Here is a 16647-nt window from a genome sequence, read left to right on the forward strand (position 1 = left end):
AATGTCGGAAGAACAGAGTGCTGATATTTCTAAAGATATTCAAGAGGAATTACAAGAACTCCAAGATGCACAAGAATCACTGCTAGAAGAGCAAAAGAAAGGCGGCCTAGCTCGTACTATAGGTTTGGTCTCGGTTATTTCTATTGCTTTGGGTGGCTTTAATGACAGCTTTGATGCATTGGAAAAGATGTTCGACTTTGGCCTTTCTCAAATGACGGATATTCCATCTCATAGAAAGCTAGAGAGAATATATATTCGTTCATCCGCTGAAGCTTTGGATCAAACGTTTGGCGCACCGGTATATATAAAACGCTCAAGTAGTGATGATGTGATCAAATATTATCAAGATGATAATTTCATACTGTCTGCGATTACTAGAGATAACGCTATTGTCGCTTACCTTGTCTTCCCTGATGAAGGTTTTGTACCTCAAACGCTTGAACATTCAGGTGGTTCAGAGTTTTTTAATCAGCCTTTTAATGCCATTGAAAGTGTCAATGAAATCCGAGCGTCGTTCGCTAGAACCGGTAATTATTACATTGAAGAAAACAACGGCGGGGAATTCGGATATCTCTATTCTTCAATCAGTGGCGTCAGTGAATTTATTACGCCAATGACAAAAAGCAATAGGAATTTGCTGGCTGCTGTAGTTGACTCGTTAACGATGGACGAAGATGTCGTTTCTAGCGTCCAATCTTTGAGATTGAGCGCCAAACCAAACTTCTATGGTTACAGTACATTAGGTGTAGACGCTCTCGAAGAAGCGATTTTATCGAACACAGAGTATCGTTTGATTCATAAGAGTTAAGCATTAACACATCAGCTCTAGCTTCTTACACAGCTAGAGCTTTTATTAGCAGTTGGATTATGGCAAATTCAAAGTTCGATACCTTTCTAGAAAGACTCAAAGGCAATAAACGAATCATTGTCCAAGCTCATGACTTCCCAGACCATGATGCATTGTCTTCGGCGTACGCTCTGGCTTACTTATTAAAAAAGAAAGGATTTCAAACATTTATTACCTTTCATGGCTACATCGATAGAGTGTCACTTAGGAATTTGATCGATTGGTTAGAGATTCCAATCTATGAGCCAAAAGACTTGAAACTACAACCAGACGACAAGATTATTGTTGTTGATGGTTGTATTGGTGAAAAGAACGTTACTGACGTTCCTGGCTTAGAAGTCGCAGTGATTGATCACCACCAAGTCAAAGTACCTGATTTTGTATGGTATTCCGATGTGCGAGCAAATTATGGCGCAACAGCAACCATGATGGTCGAGTATTACCGCTATTTTTCTTTGCCGATGCCACAAAAAATTGCAACAGCACTATTGGTCGGTTTGAGCTTTGATACCACTAACTTTACTCGAGCTGTGGGAGCTGCTGACCTAAAAGCACTGTTGTATCTTCAGGCGAAGGCCGACAATAGTATGGTCAACAAGATTTGTCGTAATCAGGTCGAGTTCCATGAGTTGCAACTTTTCAATTCGATGCTGACAAACTTACGCCGTGAAAAAAATGCAGCATTTGCGGTGCTTCCTGAAGGTTGTCCTAAAAATATGCTCGGTGTATTAGGTGATTTTCTATTAAGTGTTGATGAGCTTGATATCGTAGTGCTCACTGCGAAGAGTCATGAGAAAACCTTTATCTCTCTTCGTTCAGAGTGTTCCAATAACAATGTCGCAAATATAGTTAAAAGGGCACTGAACGATAAAGGGATCGGTTTTGGAGGTGGGCATTCTCACATGGCTGGTGGCATCATCAACAATCAGTTTCAACTCAATGATGACCTTGATTATGTCTATGACTTGATTCGACCGAACCTAGTACTCAGCGTTTAAACGGTTGATGTGCAGGCTTGAAGTGACTCGGTGCACAAGTTAGTAAGTGCAAACACGATCTTGATAAATTGGGATACATGTTCGCAGCAAATTTGTGAGAGGCTTGATTCAGTGTCAGTTGAATCACAAGGAAGTTGAATGCACCACTTTAATATCCGAGCGCTGGAATACCTTAATGCTTTATCGAAATACGGGTCATTGCGTAAGGCATCTAAGATGATGAACGTTGACCCTGCCGCGATGAGTAGAATGCTGACACAGTTAGAAGCGCAAGCGGAAATGAAAGTATGGGAGCGCAACAACCGCCAATCACTGTTAACTGAAGCGGGTAATGAACTGCTGAATTACTACCGTTCCATTGTTCGTGGAGAGGCTGCAGTGCTTGCTCGACTAACTAAGCTTAAAAACCTCAAAGGAGGCAATGTCAGTATTGCCATCGGTGAAGGGTTTATTACCAACTTGGTGTCAAAGCCGATGCAAACCTTCATGGCTCGATACCCTGATATCAACTTATCAATTGAGATTGCTGGGGCATTGGACGCCGTAAAAATGTTGGAAGATCAACAGATCGATTTCGCGATTACCTATGCTTCTGCACCGCACCCTAAACTGCACTCTCACGTTGAACGCAGCCATCCGCTCGAATTGATTGCTCCGAAAGGGCACTTCCTTACGATGAAAGAATCGCCTGTGGTAATGCAAGATATTCAAGACGCTTCTCTCGCCTTAATCGATAATTCGACCGGCATGGGGAGGTTGGTAAAGCAGGCCGAACAAATTTCCCATCTTACCTTGCAGCCCAAGCTTCAAACTAACTCGGTCACTGCACTGACTAACTTTGTTTCAGCAGGGCTGGGCGTAACCTTTATGCCCAAACTCACCGTGATCGATGAGATAAAGTCAGGGCAGATCGAAGTGGTTGCGACCGAGTTGGAGATGCTATCAAAGGCGACGGTTAAGGTTCAATCTTTGAAAGGTCGCGCACTCACGCTGCAAGCCGAGACCTTGTTAGATTTCTTACTTGAAAACGCCACTTTCTTGAGTCATGACGCTTACAATATCTAGGCATAGTAGATTCATGTAACGATCCCTCCTAAGCTCCCAAGTTCCCAAGTTCCCAAGCTCCCAAATACCGCCAATATCACAGTTCCAAACTGCCGAATTCGTTTTTAAGTTGAATTGAGTTTTTGTCAACACTCTCTCTATTGTTAAGTCAACATGAGCGGAATAAGTTACAAATCATTAACGAAACGAGTTTTAGACTGACAGCTGTGTTCGACAGGTTTTGGCTTTGTCGGGCATTAGGAGAAGAGAATGGAAGTTATTGTAATTGGCAGCGGTGTTATTGGGTTGACTAGCGCATGGTATTTGGCTAAAGAAGGTCACTCGGTCACGGTTATTGATCGTCAAGATGGCAGTGGTAAAGAAACCAGCTTTGCGAATGCTGGGCAAATTTCTTACGGCTATTCTTCACCATGGGCGGCGCCTGGTATCCCTTTGAAAGCGATGAAATGGTTAACCCAAGAACATGCCCCTCTCAAAGTAAAGCCTTCGCTTTCTCCCGAGTTAGTTTCTTGGGCAACGAAGATGCTCGCCAACTGCAACGAAGCTAAATATGCACAGAACAAATCGCGGATGTTGAGAGTCGCGAACTACAGCCGAGATTGCCTGACTGAGCTAAGAACCAGTGAGCAATTGGCTTATGAAGGTAGGCAGAAAGGGACGCTACAAGTGTTTCGAAGCGAGAAGCAATTGGATTTCATTCAGCAAGACATGAAGTTGCTACAAGAAAGCGGGATAGAGCACTCGTTGTTTGACGTTGAGCAATGCCTATCCATTGAACCAGGTTTAGCGGACGTGAAAGATAAGCTGGTGGGTGGCCTGTATTTACCACATGATGAAACCGGTGATTGCCATCAGTTCTGTTTAACCTTGACTGAGAAAGCCAAGCAACTCGGTGTTAGGTTCGTGTTTGATACTGAAGTGGTCAAGCTCAATCATCAGAATCAAACCATTGAGAGTATTACCACGACTCAAGGTGAATTCAAAGCGGACGCTTACGTGGTCGCTTCAGGCAGTTATTCTCGAGACTTGTTGAAGCAAGTTGACCTGTCTATTCCTGTCTATCCAGTGAAAGGGTATTCGCTAACACTACCGATCGTGAATGCAGATAAGTCACCAACCTCTACTGTAATGGATGAAACCTACAAGGTGGCGATGACGCGTTTTGATGACCGAATTCGTATTGCGGGTACGGCAGAGCTCGCTGGTTTTGACTACCTAATCCCAGAAAAACGCAAAGCCACGATTGATATGGTGATCAAAGATCTCTTTCCACAAGCGGGTGATTTTTCAAAGGCTGAATACTGGACTGGGCTAAGACCAATGACGCCAGATGGCACGCCTATTATCGGCAAGACTCCGATTAAGAACTTATTTACCAATACGGGCCATGGAACATTAGGTTGGACGATGGCGTGTGGTTCAGGGAAGATCTTGGCAGGCATAGTCAGTGGTTCTTCAAGTGATATCAAAACAGATGACTTGAGTATTCATCGTTATTTGTAACAACATGATGTAATGATGGTGAAAGTAACCCCATTCTAAGTTTTAGAATGGGGTTACTTTTCTGAGTGGATGTCGAAGGTTATCTGGTGGTGGTTTCTAGCACATGGGTAAATCTATCCCACGATTTTTGGTCAGCTTCTTGTTGATAGTTGTTTGAGCCGAATACGGTAAAGGCATGTGGCGCACCACTGTAGGTGATCATTTCATGCGGAACCTTGGTTGTTTCAAGCTGAGCGGCAAGGCTGCTAAAATCTTCCATTGTAATCATAGAATCTGCTGTGCCATGGAACACGACAACCGGAGCTTTTGTCTCAGAGTAGTCTTGTCCTTTAGGTGTCGATAAACCGCCATGGAAGGTGACATAAGCTTTCGATGGGATGCCCGCACGAGCGGCTTCTAAAACGGCTGCGCCACCAAAACAGTAACCCATCATCACGTTGTTATCTAAGTTACCACCAAGTCGTTTGGCTTCCATCGCTCCCGCATTAAGTAGTGCACGCATTTTTTCTCTGTCTTTATACAACTCGCCTGTGTGTTGTTTTTTGTCTTTCACTTCGGTCGGGCGAATGCCTTTACCAAATAGGTCGATGGCGAACACATTGTAACCGAGTTCGTTGAGCATCTCAGAACGTTTCTTTTCGTAATCAGTTAAGCCATCCCAATCGTGAATTAGCAGCACCAAAGGTGCTTGGTCACTGGCCTCACTCCAATAACCTTCGTAATCCATACCATCGACTTGGTAAGTGATGTTTTCTCCTGAAATCGCAGAGAAGGGCAGTAAAACTGAAAACAGGCCGAGCGTATTGATTGTTCGCATGCGTGATTCCTTTCGATGACAATTGACGTTCCAATCGAAAGTATAGATAACGCGATGATTCTCGCCAGATTTCTGTTTTTAACTTGAAATGTATGGCAGGGATAGCAGGAGGCTATTGCTGATGAATAGCCATCGAGAGGGAGTACGATGGCTGTTTTGTGATGTTCTCAGCTTACCAAAACTTGAATAGCTAAACTGGGGAATAAAGAAAACAATTACCAAGATGCGTTGGTTTTGGTTTTGGTTTTGCTAATGCTCATCTCTGGATACTTACGTTGATAGCGCGGCAACATCGACTCATTACCTAAGATGCCACCTTGATGGATATAGATGACGGTTTTGGTTGGGTTGTCTTCTTGCCATCGCTCTAGGCATTGCCACATCAATGGGTCGTAGAGTAGGTCGAATTCAATATCCGTTTGTTCTTGTAGACCCAACCAGGTTTGATAGTCCTGTTGATACAACTTACCAAAGTGGTGTTTGGTTTTGAGCGGTAAGATCTGTGGGTGATCGGATTCGCCAAGTTCATTGAATTGCTGCGTTAAATAGTCGCTGCCGCCAACACACGCACAGGTTAACACCGGGATGTTGTGCACTTTTAAATGCTTATGCAGATATAGAGCCGTACTGCCGGTGCCTGCTGGTAGTGCGACCACGAAATCGTGTTTGTTTTCGAAACGCGTCCAGCTGAGTATTTCCATCGCCAGTTGCTTCACGCCGTATTCAGAAAGCTGAGAGCGTCCACCTTCAGGCAATACAATGCACTGAGAATCTGGCTGTCTTATTTGCTCAATATACTCCTGAGGATGAAGCTCAGAGCCCGTCTCTTTGACTGAAATAACCTTAGCGCCCAAGTCTACAGCGCCACGGTAATTGCCGATTGGACGTTCTTGTAGCCATTGAGGAAGGTGGTCAACGTAAAACTCAAGCGTCCAGCCTTTAATTTTTGCAAGTGCAGCGAGTGAGAATAGAGAGTTAGCTTGCGCAGAACCGTAGCTGATTAAGGTTGTCGTATTCGGGTGTTCGTCTTCGAGTAGCTTCATGAACTTTCGTGCTTTATTGCCGCAAAAGTGAGAGTGGAGTTGATCGTCACGCTTTAAGAAAAAGGTGTGGTCGTTGTATTGATGTTGAGTTACGGGGCTATTATTTAGTTTCATCGCGCTTAGACAAAATGCTGACTAAGAAGCCAGCATTTTTAGTTCAAATAGGACTAACAAGTATCTAGTAGCCTGCAAGTGCTGTAAACCAACTAAATCAAGTTTTCGTCGGATATTGAGTACAGCTCTAAGAGTTTATTTGGTGCTGATCTAGTTTATGTTTTTGTAGATGTTTGTTTAGATGAGGTTGAATCTGTCTGAAAGGCGATTCTGGCAGTGCACCCTCCAGAGTTGCGATTGACCAACTCAAAGCCCCAATGGAAGCGTTGGCACAAGTCGTCGACAATCAATAAACCTAATCCATGACCATTCGGATTGTATTGTTCCTGAAGGCCTTCACCTTGGTCCTCAATCACAATACTCTGTTCGGACAGGGTAACCGTGACAGTGCCACTATTGGTTGCTGCAATCGCATTTCTCAACAAGTTGCCGACCAACATATTCATGATCGCGCTGGTGGCTTGAATGGTGGGTTCTGATTGAACTTGTAAGGTTATCTCGACTTGCTTCTCGTCTGCCTGTAACGAGTTTTTCGAAACGATTGTCTCTAACTCTTGCTGACTAAACAAGCGCAGCGGTGCATCGTCACTGTTTCTTTCATAACGAACTAAACCGAGTAGGGCATCGACCATTTCTGACATCTGGATAATGGCTTCATCAATGCGCTCAACCTGACGAGATTGAAATTCCGTTGTTTCGCTTCTTAATAGCAATTTATTTGCACCACGAGCGACCGTTAGTGGGGTTCTTAATTCATGACTTGAATAACGAGCAAACGCCTGTTCACGTTTGATCAAGGAATTGATTTCTCTACGGTATTGATTGAGTTGGTCTGTTAACTGACGAAACTCAACAGCTGCACCTTCACTGACATCAAACTCTTCATTAAGGTTGAGCTTATTCGACTCAAGCTGTTCAGAAAGAGAGTTGAAGGGCTCAATCAGTCGTTTGGAAAGGCGAGAGAGTAAGGTGCCAAAGCTAAATATCAAAATGGATAACAGCACCAACACGAACGAGATGGCGTATACCAATTCATAGGTATCAAATTCGACGCGATCTATCTCAGACATAAGGATGATCGGGTAAGTTTTACCTTCATGAGAGTATTCTCCCACATAGATCATTCGCGACTCCGGCTCGTCGCCGACTTCACCAAGGAAGTTATCCTTACCTTCTATGTAAGGTGTGTACTCTTTTGGTACAAATGACAGGTCATTGTACGCCATGGTGAGACCGTCAATACGTATTGCGCCGCTCTCGCCAGCTTGAAAGAGTTCGACAGCATAGTTTCGGTCAATCAGGATGCGTCTTTCACCGACCCGGTCTTCTGACATATACAACCCGGCAACAAAAACGACATAGACGAATGCAGACACAATCACGGCCATCAACCCAAAGAAAAGCGCTAGGCGGCCTGTGAGGGTTTTGGTGCTTGTCAGAACATTTGAAATCAATTCGATGGCTCCAGACGGAATCCAACTTTAGGAACGGTAATCAACATTGGGGTGTCAAAAGGCTTGTCGAGTTGATTACGCAGTTGATAGATATGGCTACGTAACACATCGTTGTTGGGTTCGTCTTCTTGCCATAGCTTGTAGGAAATATCTTCACGAGTCACTACTTCAGGTGCTTTTTGGCACAGCATCTCAAGGATGGTGTAAGTCGTTGGGTTAAGCGCGAGCAGTTTGTCTTTACGGTAGGCTTTACGGGTTTTTTGATCAATGGTGAGTTCATCAAACTGAAGCTTAGAAGAAGCCACTTTTCCTCGGTAACGACGAACAAGCGCGTTCATTCTGGCTTCCAAAATATCCAAATCAAAAGGTTTGGTTAGATAGTCATCGGCACCATGCTCAAACCCTTTTAACATATCATCGCGGCTATCTAACGCAGTCAACATCAAAATAGGTGTCGCGTTGCCTTGGTCTCGCAGTTTATTACAAACCGTGAGGCCGTCCATTCTTGGCAACATCAGATCCAATATGATGATATCAAATGAGTTTTCCAACGCGAGTTGCAGGCCGAGTTCGCCGTTGTCCGCATAATCGAGTTCCATGCCAATACACTCAAAATAATCAAATAAGACACCTGCGATTTCACGGTTATCTTCGACTAATAGAACTCGTTTCATTTTGATTCTCATACAGAAATAGACGGTAACATTATCCTGAGTGAGCGTGAAAAATATGTCAATAACATAACTTTCACTTATGGGAGGGTAGATTGGATTCAGATTAAAAAATAGAAGAACGTATTATGTCTGAACTTCATATAAGCCGCCCTAAGATATCTACATCGCAGATCAACCCTGCGGTTTCTCTGTCTATCATTGTGCCTTTTTACGATGAACAAGAGGTATTGGAAGAGTTCCACTCTCGCCTTACCAAGGTACTTGATAGCTTGCCCATCAAGAGTGAAATCGTTTATGTCGATGACGGTAGCAAAGACAGCAGCTTGGAGTTGGTGAGTTCATTCACTTCAATCAATAGCTCAATTTCTGTTATCGGTTTAAGCCGTAATTTCGGCAAAGAGTCAGCGATGAGCGCAGGCCTTGAGCACTGTCGTGGACAAGCGGTGATTTTGCTAGACGCTGACTTACAAGATCCACCTGAGCTGATTCCGCAAATGATTGCCAAGTGGCGCGAAGGTTATGACGTAGTCAATATGCAGCGTAGCCAGCGCGACGGTGAAACATGGTTTAAGAAGTTTTCAGCAGCGAGCTTTTACAAAGTAATGAACGTGGCTGCGAAGATTGATGTTCCTGAGAATGTGGGTGATTTCCGACTGTTAAGCCGAGAAGTTGTCGACCATATCAATCAGCTTCCAGAACGTAACCGCTACATGAAAGGCATTTTTTCATGGCCGGGTTTCCGACAAGCGACGCTCCAATTTAAGCGTGATGCTCGCTTCTGTGGTGAGACCAAGTGGAACTACCTCAAGTTAATCGGTTTGGCGATGGATGGGATTACCTCGTTCTCTATCCGACCTCTGCGTATTGCGACGGCCGTTGGTGGTTTAGTGGCGCTTACTGCTTTTGTGTATGGCGTCTTCATCGTATTCAAAACCATTATGTTTGGTGAGCCTATCACGGGTTACCCGTCAATGATGGTCGTGCAACTTGCCCTTGGCGGTATTCAACTCCTGAGTATTGGTTTAATGGGGGAATACATAGGTCGTATTTTCATTGAAACCAAGAATCGTCCTTTGTATCTGATCCAATCGGTGGTCGATACACCTGCATTAAAAACACATTTCAAATTAGAGGAGTCAGCATGAGTCTGAACAGAACGCACCTATGGTATTTGTTGGCTTTTGCACTGGTTCTAAGACTCCTATCTTTGGCGACTTATCCGTTAATGGATACTACGGAGGCGCGCTACGGAGAAATGGCTCGCTTAATGGTGGAAACCGGCAATTGGTTAACACCTCAGTTTGATTACGGCATTCCTTTTTGGGGCAAGCCACCGTTGTTCACATGGATGAGTGCTGCGGGGATTGAGCTGTTTGGTTTGAGTGAGTTTGCTGTTCGTGCACCTCACTGGTTAGCGGGAGTAGCGACAATTTTGTTAACCGCTTACATGGCGAAGCGAACTGGGCAAAGTGCGTTGGTTGCCGCGGTAGTGTTGGCGACATGCGGTATTTTCTCTATTGCCGCGGGCGCTGTGATGACAGACATAGCATTAACCTTAGCGATGACCATTGCCATGTTAGGCTTCTACTTGTGTTGGCTAGGAGGAGAGGGTTGGAAAGGTGAAGGCAGTGCGAAGACTAATCGATCTTGGGGTTATGTTGGTTTCATTGGCTTAGCACTAGGCTTGCTTGCAAAAGGGCCAGTAGCGATTGTGATCATGGGTATCGCAGTTTTCCCTTGGTTAGTATTACAACATGGCTTCTTTGGCGCTTTCAAAGTGCTTTGGCAACGCTTTCCATTGTTGTCTGGCTTGGGTGTGATGCTAGCGATTGCTTTGCCTTGGTACATCATGGCTGAAATGGCAACACCGGGCTTTATTGATTACTTTATTGTTGGCGAGCACTTTAAGCGCTTTGTTGTGAGTGGCTGGGAGGGCGATTTATACGGTTCTGCCCATGACCAAGCTAGAGGCATGATCTGGCTGTTTTGGCTTCAAGCGGCTGCGCCGTGGTCGATTGTATTACCTATATTGGCATTTGCTCGACGTAAGAAAATTGCAGAAATTAATATTGAAAATCGCGGCTTGTTTTCATTTCTTGTCTGTTGGTTGATTTCACCTCTGATTCTTTTCACTATGGCGGGCAATATTCTCCCTGCTTACGTCCTGCCAGGTATTCCGGCTCTTGGCTTGTTGATTGCTATACTCGTAGTGGAAAAAGATAAGAAGTGGTTCTCGAGCGTGGCTTTGGTTCTTCCTGTGTTGCTAATGATTGCGATGGTCTACCTGAATCTCGGCAAGGCGAACGAGAAAAGTGACCGTATTATTTTCGAACAGATTACGGATTCTGCGCCAAGCTTTTACGTGGGTAAACGACCATTCTCTGGGCAATTTTACAGTCATGGTCAAGCGAAAAAACTTCTCGATATCGAGCAGCTAGATGGCATTGATAAGTTCTATCTGATTGGTAAAAGATCTGAAGTGGAAACCAAGATTAAAGAGAACGCATTAACGTGTATTCTAGAGCCAACGGTGAAAATAAAGCGTGCTTTATTCAGCTGTCATAGCTCAAGCATCAAGCCAAATCTATCGTTGAGTCATATTCAAAGTGGCAGCGATGTTCAGCGTTAACTCGGGGTTACGAATGTTCAACAACAAGCTTCAAACGCACAGTCAGAGGTTACAGTCCCACCACAAGGTGGTTCGATTTGCTGTGGTTGGGGTTGGTGGGTTTGTTGTTGATTGCTTAGTTTTTGCGTTATTGCATTATGCCGTTGGGCTGCCTTTGATGAGTGCACGGATAGGATCTTTCATTGCAGCCGCCACGACAACGTGGTTTGGTAATCGAGTGCTAACTTTTGACTTCAAAGGGCAGGGTAGTTGGTCAGAGAAGTTGATTCAGTGGCAAAAGTTCATGTTTTCCGCATCGATATCGGCGATACCTAATTTGCTGTGCTTTAAGCTGATGACGGAATTGCTTCCTGCATTTACTGGGGCTGTATTTATCGCAATGGCCGTTGGTATCTTGGTGGGTATGGTCACTAACTATTTGTTTAGTCAGTATTGGGTCTTCACCCGTTAAGCTCCCTTGTAATCAATTAGCCAAGTAAAAATATTGGTAACAGACACAAAAAAGCGCAGCTAAATAGCTGCGCTTTGTGTTTTATTATCGTGAATTGTATCGGTTCGCTATATTAACGCTGTGTTGCGCGCTGGCGATTCTTTCCGTTACTTGCAGGTTTACCACCTTGACCATTACCCGCTTTGCTGCGGTTTGGCTTGCCATTCCCGCCGCCATTGCCTTGAGATTGCTGACTAGCAGGGGCTTTTTTGATGAAGCCAGTCGCTGGTTTATTCGCGTTACCATTACCGTTCTGCTTTCCGTTGCCCTGATTGCCGTTACCTTGGCTACCTGTTGGCTTCTTACCACCCGGTTTAGGCTTATTGCCACCAGGCTTAGAATGGTTACGTGGGCTTTCGCCGCCAAGACCCGGTTGAGCTTTACTGTGCTTAGTTGCAAAACGTTGCGAGCCGTGACGACCAGACTTACGACGCTGTGCCGGTGTCTGAGCCTCAAAGTCTTCTTCTGGCACTAAGCAGTTCGCTTTGTCACCAATTAGGTGCTTTTTACCCATGCTGATCAGTGCTTCACGGATGATCTTCCAGTTTTCTGGATCGTGGTAACGAAGCAATGCTTTATGCAGACGACGTTGACGATCGCCTTTAGGCACTGGAACATCTTCACGTTTTTTGTATTTCACGCGCTTCAGAGGGTTAGTCTCTGAGTAGTACATCGACGTAGCATTACACATTGGCGATGGGTAGAAGTTCTGTACTTGGTCACACTCGTAGTTGTGTTTTTTCAGCCACAACGCAAGGTTAAGCATGTCTTCATCTTCCGTGCCCGGGTGAGCAGAGATGAAGTAAGGAATTAGATACTGTTTCTTACCGGCTTCAGCGCTGTACTTCTCGAACATCTCTTTGAAACGATCGTAAGTGCCCATGCCCGGTTTCATCATCAGATCCAGAGGGCCTTTTTCAGTGTGCTCTGGAGCAATCTTCAAGTAACCACCAACGTGGTGAGTCACAAGCTCACGTACGTATTCTGGAGACTCAATCGCAAGGTCATAACGAACGCCTGATGCGATCATTACTTTCTTGATGCCCGGAACCTTTCTCGCTGAGCGGTAAAGGTCAATGGTGTGCTGGTGGTCTGTGTTCAGTTTTTCACAGATTTTAGGGAACACACATGATGGGCGACGACAGTTAATTTCAGCTTTAGGATCAGAACAACCTAGACGATACATGTTCGCCGTTGGGCCACCCAAGTCAGAAATGGTACCGGTAAAGCCAGGGACTTTATCTTTAATGTCTTCGATTTCATCCAAGATCGATTCTTTCGAACGGTTCTGAATGATACGACCTTCGTGCTCTGTGATTGAACAGAAAGAACAACCACCGAAACAACCACGCATGATGTTAACCGAAGTTTTGATCATGTCGTATGCAGGAATTTTCGCTTTGCCATACATAGGGTGCGGAACACGCTTGTACGCAAGGCCAAACACGTAATCCATCTCTTCAGTTGCAAGAGGAATTGGCGCTTGGTTTACCCATAGCTCGCGGTCACCGTGACGTTGAATAAGAGCGCGACCTGAATACGGGTTGGTCTCTAGGTGCAGAATTCGGCTAGCGTGAGCGTAAAGAATACGGTCGTTATTGAGCTTTTCGAAACCAGGGATACGAACCGCAGTTGTTTTTGCATCGTGACGAGAAGGACGAATAGTAATTGGCTGCGCCTTTACTTCTTCTTTTTCATCTTTCTTGGTATCACATTGCGTTTCTACTTCGTACGGGTTAACCGGAACGTAGGCTTTGTTCGGTTTTTCGATACGAGAAGAATCGATAATTTTGTAACCTTCAGGCGCTGCAGGCAGGTTGATAGCAGTACCGCGTATATTGGTCAGCGTCGACATATCTTCGCCGTCAGCAATGCGATGTGCCACTTCAACCAGTGCACGCTCGGCGTTACCGAAAAGAAGGATGTCTGCTTTTGCATCAAACAATACAGAGCGACGAACTTTATCAGACCAGTAGTCGTAGTGTGCAACGCGACGTAAGCTCGCTTCAATACCACCAAGAACGATTGGCGTGCCTTTGTAGGCTTCACGACAACGTTGAGAATAAATCAGAGTTGCACGGTCAGGACGCTTACCACCTTCATTGTTTGGTGTGTAGGCATCGTCGTGACGAAGTTTGCGATCAGAGGTGTAGCGGTTGATCATGGAATCCATGTTACCCGCAGTGATGCCGAAGAATAGGTTAGGTCGACCCAGTTCCATAAAGGCATCTTTACTGTCCCACTTTGGTTGGGCAATGATGCCCACGCGGAAACCTTGAGCTTCAAGCAAACGGCCAATGATAGCCATACCAAAGCTCGGGTGATCGACATAAGCGTCACCAGTTACAATAATAATGTCACAGCTATCCCATCCAAGAGCATCCATCTCCTTTCTACTGGTAGGCAAAAAGGGTGCTGTTCCGTAGCACTCGGCCCAGTATTTTTTGTGTTCGTGAATAGGAGTGATATCGCTGTACATATTTCAACCTCTGATTTTTGAGGCGGGAATTATAGCGGCATGAGCCTAGACTAGCCAGTAGAACATGCCCCTGTTAGTTCTGATGTCTTTCGCCATTTTGCAGATAATGCTGACAAAAGAACCATACAACAGCATAGTTGAAGCCTTGAATAACGTCGCTAATTTGTGATTTTGATTAGTGTTCGGGGCAGTTTTTGATATTATTCGCGAAAATAAGTCTGAATAAGTAGATCCACAATGGTCGAATCATTATTAGTACAATTTGCTCCCATGCTATTAGGAGCCCAACTGATCTTAACTTTAATCTTAGTGAAGGGTGATATTTGCCCTGGTCAACGTGGCCGTATTCACAAGATGTTACCTGCGATTGGCGTGCTTTGGCTTGCTGTTGCTTCATTAAGAATTGAAGCGTTTCTGATCGTATTCGCTATCTTCTATTTCTATTCTCAAGTTCAAACTAAGAAGACACGTGACTCAGGCCCTATCTGGGTGATGTATCTTGCGTGTGGTTTGGCGCTGTCATACGTTGCTATCCAAGCAAGCGAACAGGTAAAACCCGTCGGTATTATTGCGACTGTGTTGCTGGTGGCTTTACTGGGTGCTTCTTTCGGACATTTACTTCTGACTATCGCAAGAACGCGCTTACAAGCATTTCACCGTGTTCTGCCTGTTGTGGGCGTATTGAGTGGCATGTTGGTGGTGTTGGCGACCGTGATTAACGTTTATTCACTGTCTGAAGCGCAATTAGAACCTGTTATTTCAACCTTGTTGTTTAGCTTTGCTTTGCTTATCTCTTCTATCGTGGTTTGGTGTTGGCATTTGCTGTTTGTCAAAACACCTGAGAAGCTGCAATTAACGATAGCATTGCTGATGTTATTAGCATCAGTGATTGGCTTAACTCCGGTTTGGGCATTGTAAGAGGCTGTCGATCTCTCGAAACTTTTAGTTGATTAAATCCGTTATAGCGAAAGAAGTGTGATCTGTTTTTAAGCATGCGGCTAGTAAGCGTTCTAAACTTAATTCTAATCGTGTGTTCGTTAGGAGTTCAGGATGGATTTAAGCAACGTCAAAGGTTTCGATAGCATTATCTTGCTCGGGATCGTCAACGAAAAGCTTCGTTTGGAATGTGATAGCTTTGAAGAGCTGGTCAGCATGTATGAAATGGATATAGAAAGTGTCGTAGGTAAGCTCGATATGCTTGGCTATCAATACGACCCACTGACTAATCAGTTCAAGTCTTATCCAAGATAAACATCGAATTGGCGTGCTATCGCTCGTGTTCAAAGAAGTATGTCCTCCAGTTGATACTGAATTGATACTGAAAAAAAGTCACAGATTATCTGTGACTTTTTTGTATCTGGCGCTTATTTTTGAAGCTTGCATCTAATGTTGATCGCAAGCTCATTTAACTCAACAATCGATAGCGTTAAACGACCTCAATGCCATCTAGGTGACTCTTACTTTGCTGTCTTGCCGTGCTAAAGAAAGCTTGTAGGTAACGTTTGTCTTTTTCTGAGTTTCTTACCGCTGCGAACAACCTTCTTGAAAGCCCTTTGCCTAATGGTTTGCTGGCAATGAGTCCTTGCCTTGAAAATTCACTGATCGCCCAGTTTGGTAATGCTGCGACCCCTAAGCCGGCTGATACCATTTGTACCAACATTAATGTGTTGTCTGCTTGTTTCCATTTCTTAGGTTCAACGCCTGCGGGTTGTAAAAAGTGTTTCACTACATCGAGACGCTGTTTTTGAACCGGATAAGAGAGCATCGTAATATCACTAAGATCTTGCGGTTCAATACTCGGCTTTTCGGCTAAAGGAGAATTGATCGCGGTGATAAGACGCATCTCAAAATCGAAAAGCGGTTCGTAGTGAACTTCAGAACGGGGCTGTATATCAGAGGTGATCACCAAATCGAGTTCTCCAGCCATCAATGCCGGTAGAGGCTCGAACCCAAACCCTGACGAGAAATCTAAAGTCACGCTTGGCCAAGCAACTTGGTATTCCTTCAAAGCGGGCATTAGCCATTGGAAGCATGAGTGACACTCGATCGCCATGTGCAATCGGCCATTCACATCCTCTTTTAGGCTCGCCAACTCGTTCTCTGCTTTAGCAATCTTTGGCTGTATCTCATCCGCGAGCTTAAGCAAGATCTCACCCTCAGAGGTAAATTTCACTGGCCTAGTTTTTCGTAGGAAAAGCTGACCGCCAATACGCGCTTCAAGGTCTTTTAATTGATGAGAAAGCGCCGACTGAGTCAGGTGAAGAGAGGTCGCAGTGGCTGTTAACGATCCGCTGTCTCTCAAGGTGGTCAATGTTCGAAGGTGTTTAAGCTCTATCATGAGTATTCCTCATATTCCCTAAGCCAATTCAATATTTCTTAATAATCACCCTACGGTGTTTTTGGTCTTTTGTAAACGTCTAGATGTCCAGATGGATTTAAACTGTTCATCTTTGAATGATTCAAGATGAATATTATTAATAAACAAGATGAATATTTGGACGTTGTCCATAGATCAGATTAGGGCGATAGTTTAG

General features: G+C 44.6%; 15 protein-coding genes. 9 read left to right on the plus strand and 6 right to left on the minus strand.

All coding sequences use genetic code 11. From position 1 onward, the window contains the following. Position 1: 1 nt before the first annotated feature. The 4 genes from AACT19_RS19195 (at position 2) to AACT19_RS19210 (ending at position 4413) form a co-directional block, all read left to right on the plus strand. Positions 2-808 carry an ETEC_3214 domain-containing protein gene (locus AACT19_RS19195; protein ID WP_076648193.1) on the plus strand — a complete coding sequence of 269 codons (807 nt, stop codon included), beginning with the start codon at positions 2-4 and terminating at the stop codon, positions 806-808. A gap of 59 nt (positions 809-867) precedes the next feature. After that, complete coding sequence (locus AACT19_RS19200; RefSeq protein WP_076648196.1) at positions 868-1845, plus strand: DHH family phosphoesterase; 978 nt, start codon at positions 868-870, stop codon at positions 1843-1845. A gap of 138 nt (positions 1846-1983) precedes the next feature. Beyond that, positions 1984-2910, plus strand: coding sequence for a LysR family transcriptional regulator (locus tag AACT19_RS19205; RefSeq protein ID WP_017087671.1), 927 nt, complete (start codon positions 1984-1986; stop codon positions 2908-2910). A gap of 249 nt (positions 2911-3159) precedes the next feature. Next, positions 3160-4413, plus strand: coding sequence for a D-amino acid dehydrogenase (locus tag AACT19_RS19210; protein WP_017087672.1), 1254 nt, complete (start codon positions 3160-3162; stop codon positions 4411-4413). 79 nt (positions 4414-4492) lie between these two features. Here AACT19_RS19210 and AACT19_RS19215 read toward each other — a convergent pair whose 3' ends face one another. The 4 genes from AACT19_RS19215 to AACT19_RS19230 all read right to left on the minus strand — a co-directional run bounded on the left by AACT19_RS19215 (position 4493) and on the right by AACT19_RS19230 (position 8515). Further along, a complete protein-coding gene (locus AACT19_RS19215) occupies positions 4493-5230 on the minus strand; it encodes a dienelactone hydrolase family protein (RefSeq protein WP_076648199.1) in 738 nt (245 codons plus the stop codon). Between the two features lie 215 nt (positions 5231-5445). Next, entirely contained in the window at positions 5446-6387 is a 942-nt protein-coding gene (locus AACT19_RS19220) for a pyridoxal-phosphate dependent enzyme (protein WP_076648202.1), read from the minus strand. A 155-nt stretch (positions 6388-6542) separates the two neighbouring features. Next, entirely contained in the window at positions 6543-7841 is a 1299-nt protein-coding gene (locus AACT19_RS19225; RefSeq protein WP_076648205.1) for a sensor histidine kinase, read from the minus strand. Further along, positions 7838-8515, minus strand: coding sequence for a response regulator transcription factor (locus tag AACT19_RS19230; protein ID WP_004736501.1), 678 nt, complete (start codon positions 8513-8515; stop codon positions 7838-7840). The genes AACT19_RS19225 and AACT19_RS19230 overlap by 4 nt, the downstream gene beginning before the upstream one ends. Positions 8516-8640: 125 nt before the next feature. On the opposite strand from AACT19_RS19230, the gene AACT19_RS19235 reads away from it, so the two are divergent. From AACT19_RS19235 to AACT19_RS19245, 3 genes are read left to right on the plus strand one after another with little or no spacing between them, the layout of a single operon-like run. Further along, positions 8641-9660, plus strand: coding sequence for a glycosyltransferase family 2 protein (locus AACT19_RS19235; protein WP_004736502.1), 1020 nt, complete (start codon positions 8641-8643; stop codon positions 9658-9660). Then, positions 9657-11144, plus strand: coding sequence for an ArnT family glycosyltransferase (locus AACT19_RS19240; protein ID WP_076648208.1), 1488 nt, complete (start codon positions 9657-9659; stop codon positions 11142-11144). The genes AACT19_RS19235 and AACT19_RS19240 overlap by 4 nt, the downstream gene beginning before the upstream one ends. Beyond that, a complete protein-coding gene (locus AACT19_RS19245; protein WP_017093111.1) occupies positions 11131-11595 on the plus strand; it encodes a GtrA family protein in 465 nt (154 codons plus the stop codon). The genes AACT19_RS19240 and AACT19_RS19245 overlap by 14 nt, the downstream gene beginning before the upstream one ends. A gap of 112 nt (positions 11596-11707) precedes the next feature. On the opposite strand, the gene AACT19_RS19250 is transcribed toward AACT19_RS19245, so the two are convergent. Further along, positions 11708-14020, minus strand: a complete 2313-nt coding sequence (locus AACT19_RS19250) for a YgiQ family radical SAM protein (RefSeq protein ID WP_241905758.1) — start codon at positions 14018-14020, stop codon at positions 11708-11710. A 330-nt stretch (positions 14021-14350) separates the two neighbouring features. Here AACT19_RS19250 and AACT19_RS19255 point away from each other — a divergent pair, with 330 nt between their 5' ends. Both AACT19_RS19255 and AACT19_RS19260 read left to right on the plus strand, forming a co-directional pair. Beyond that, positions 14351-15031, plus strand: a complete 681-nt coding sequence (locus AACT19_RS19255; protein ID WP_076648213.1) for a hypothetical protein — start codon at positions 14351-14353, stop codon at positions 15029-15031. Positions 15032-15163: 132 nt separating this feature from the next. Then, positions 15164-15364: a DUF4250 domain-containing protein gene (locus AACT19_RS19260; protein ID WP_017076390.1), complete on the plus strand. Its 201-nt coding sequence runs from the start codon at positions 15164-15166 to the stop codon at positions 15362-15364. Positions 15365-15539: 175 nt separating this feature from the next. Here the strand turns inward: AACT19_RS19260 and AACT19_RS19265 are convergent, their stop codons facing one another. Continuing rightward, positions 15540-16451 (minus strand): LysR substrate-binding domain-containing protein, encoded by a 912-nt coding sequence (locus tag AACT19_RS19265; RefSeq protein WP_004736509.1) that lies wholly within the window; start codon positions 16449-16451, stop codon positions 15540-15542. Between the last annotated feature and the right edge of the window lie 196 nt (positions 16452-16647).

This window comes from Vibrio sp. 10N.222.47.A9, assembly GCF_963872585.1.
GTDB classification, from domain to species: Bacteria; Pseudomonadota; Gammaproteobacteria; order Enterobacterales; family Vibrionaceae; genus Vibrio; species Vibrio splendidus.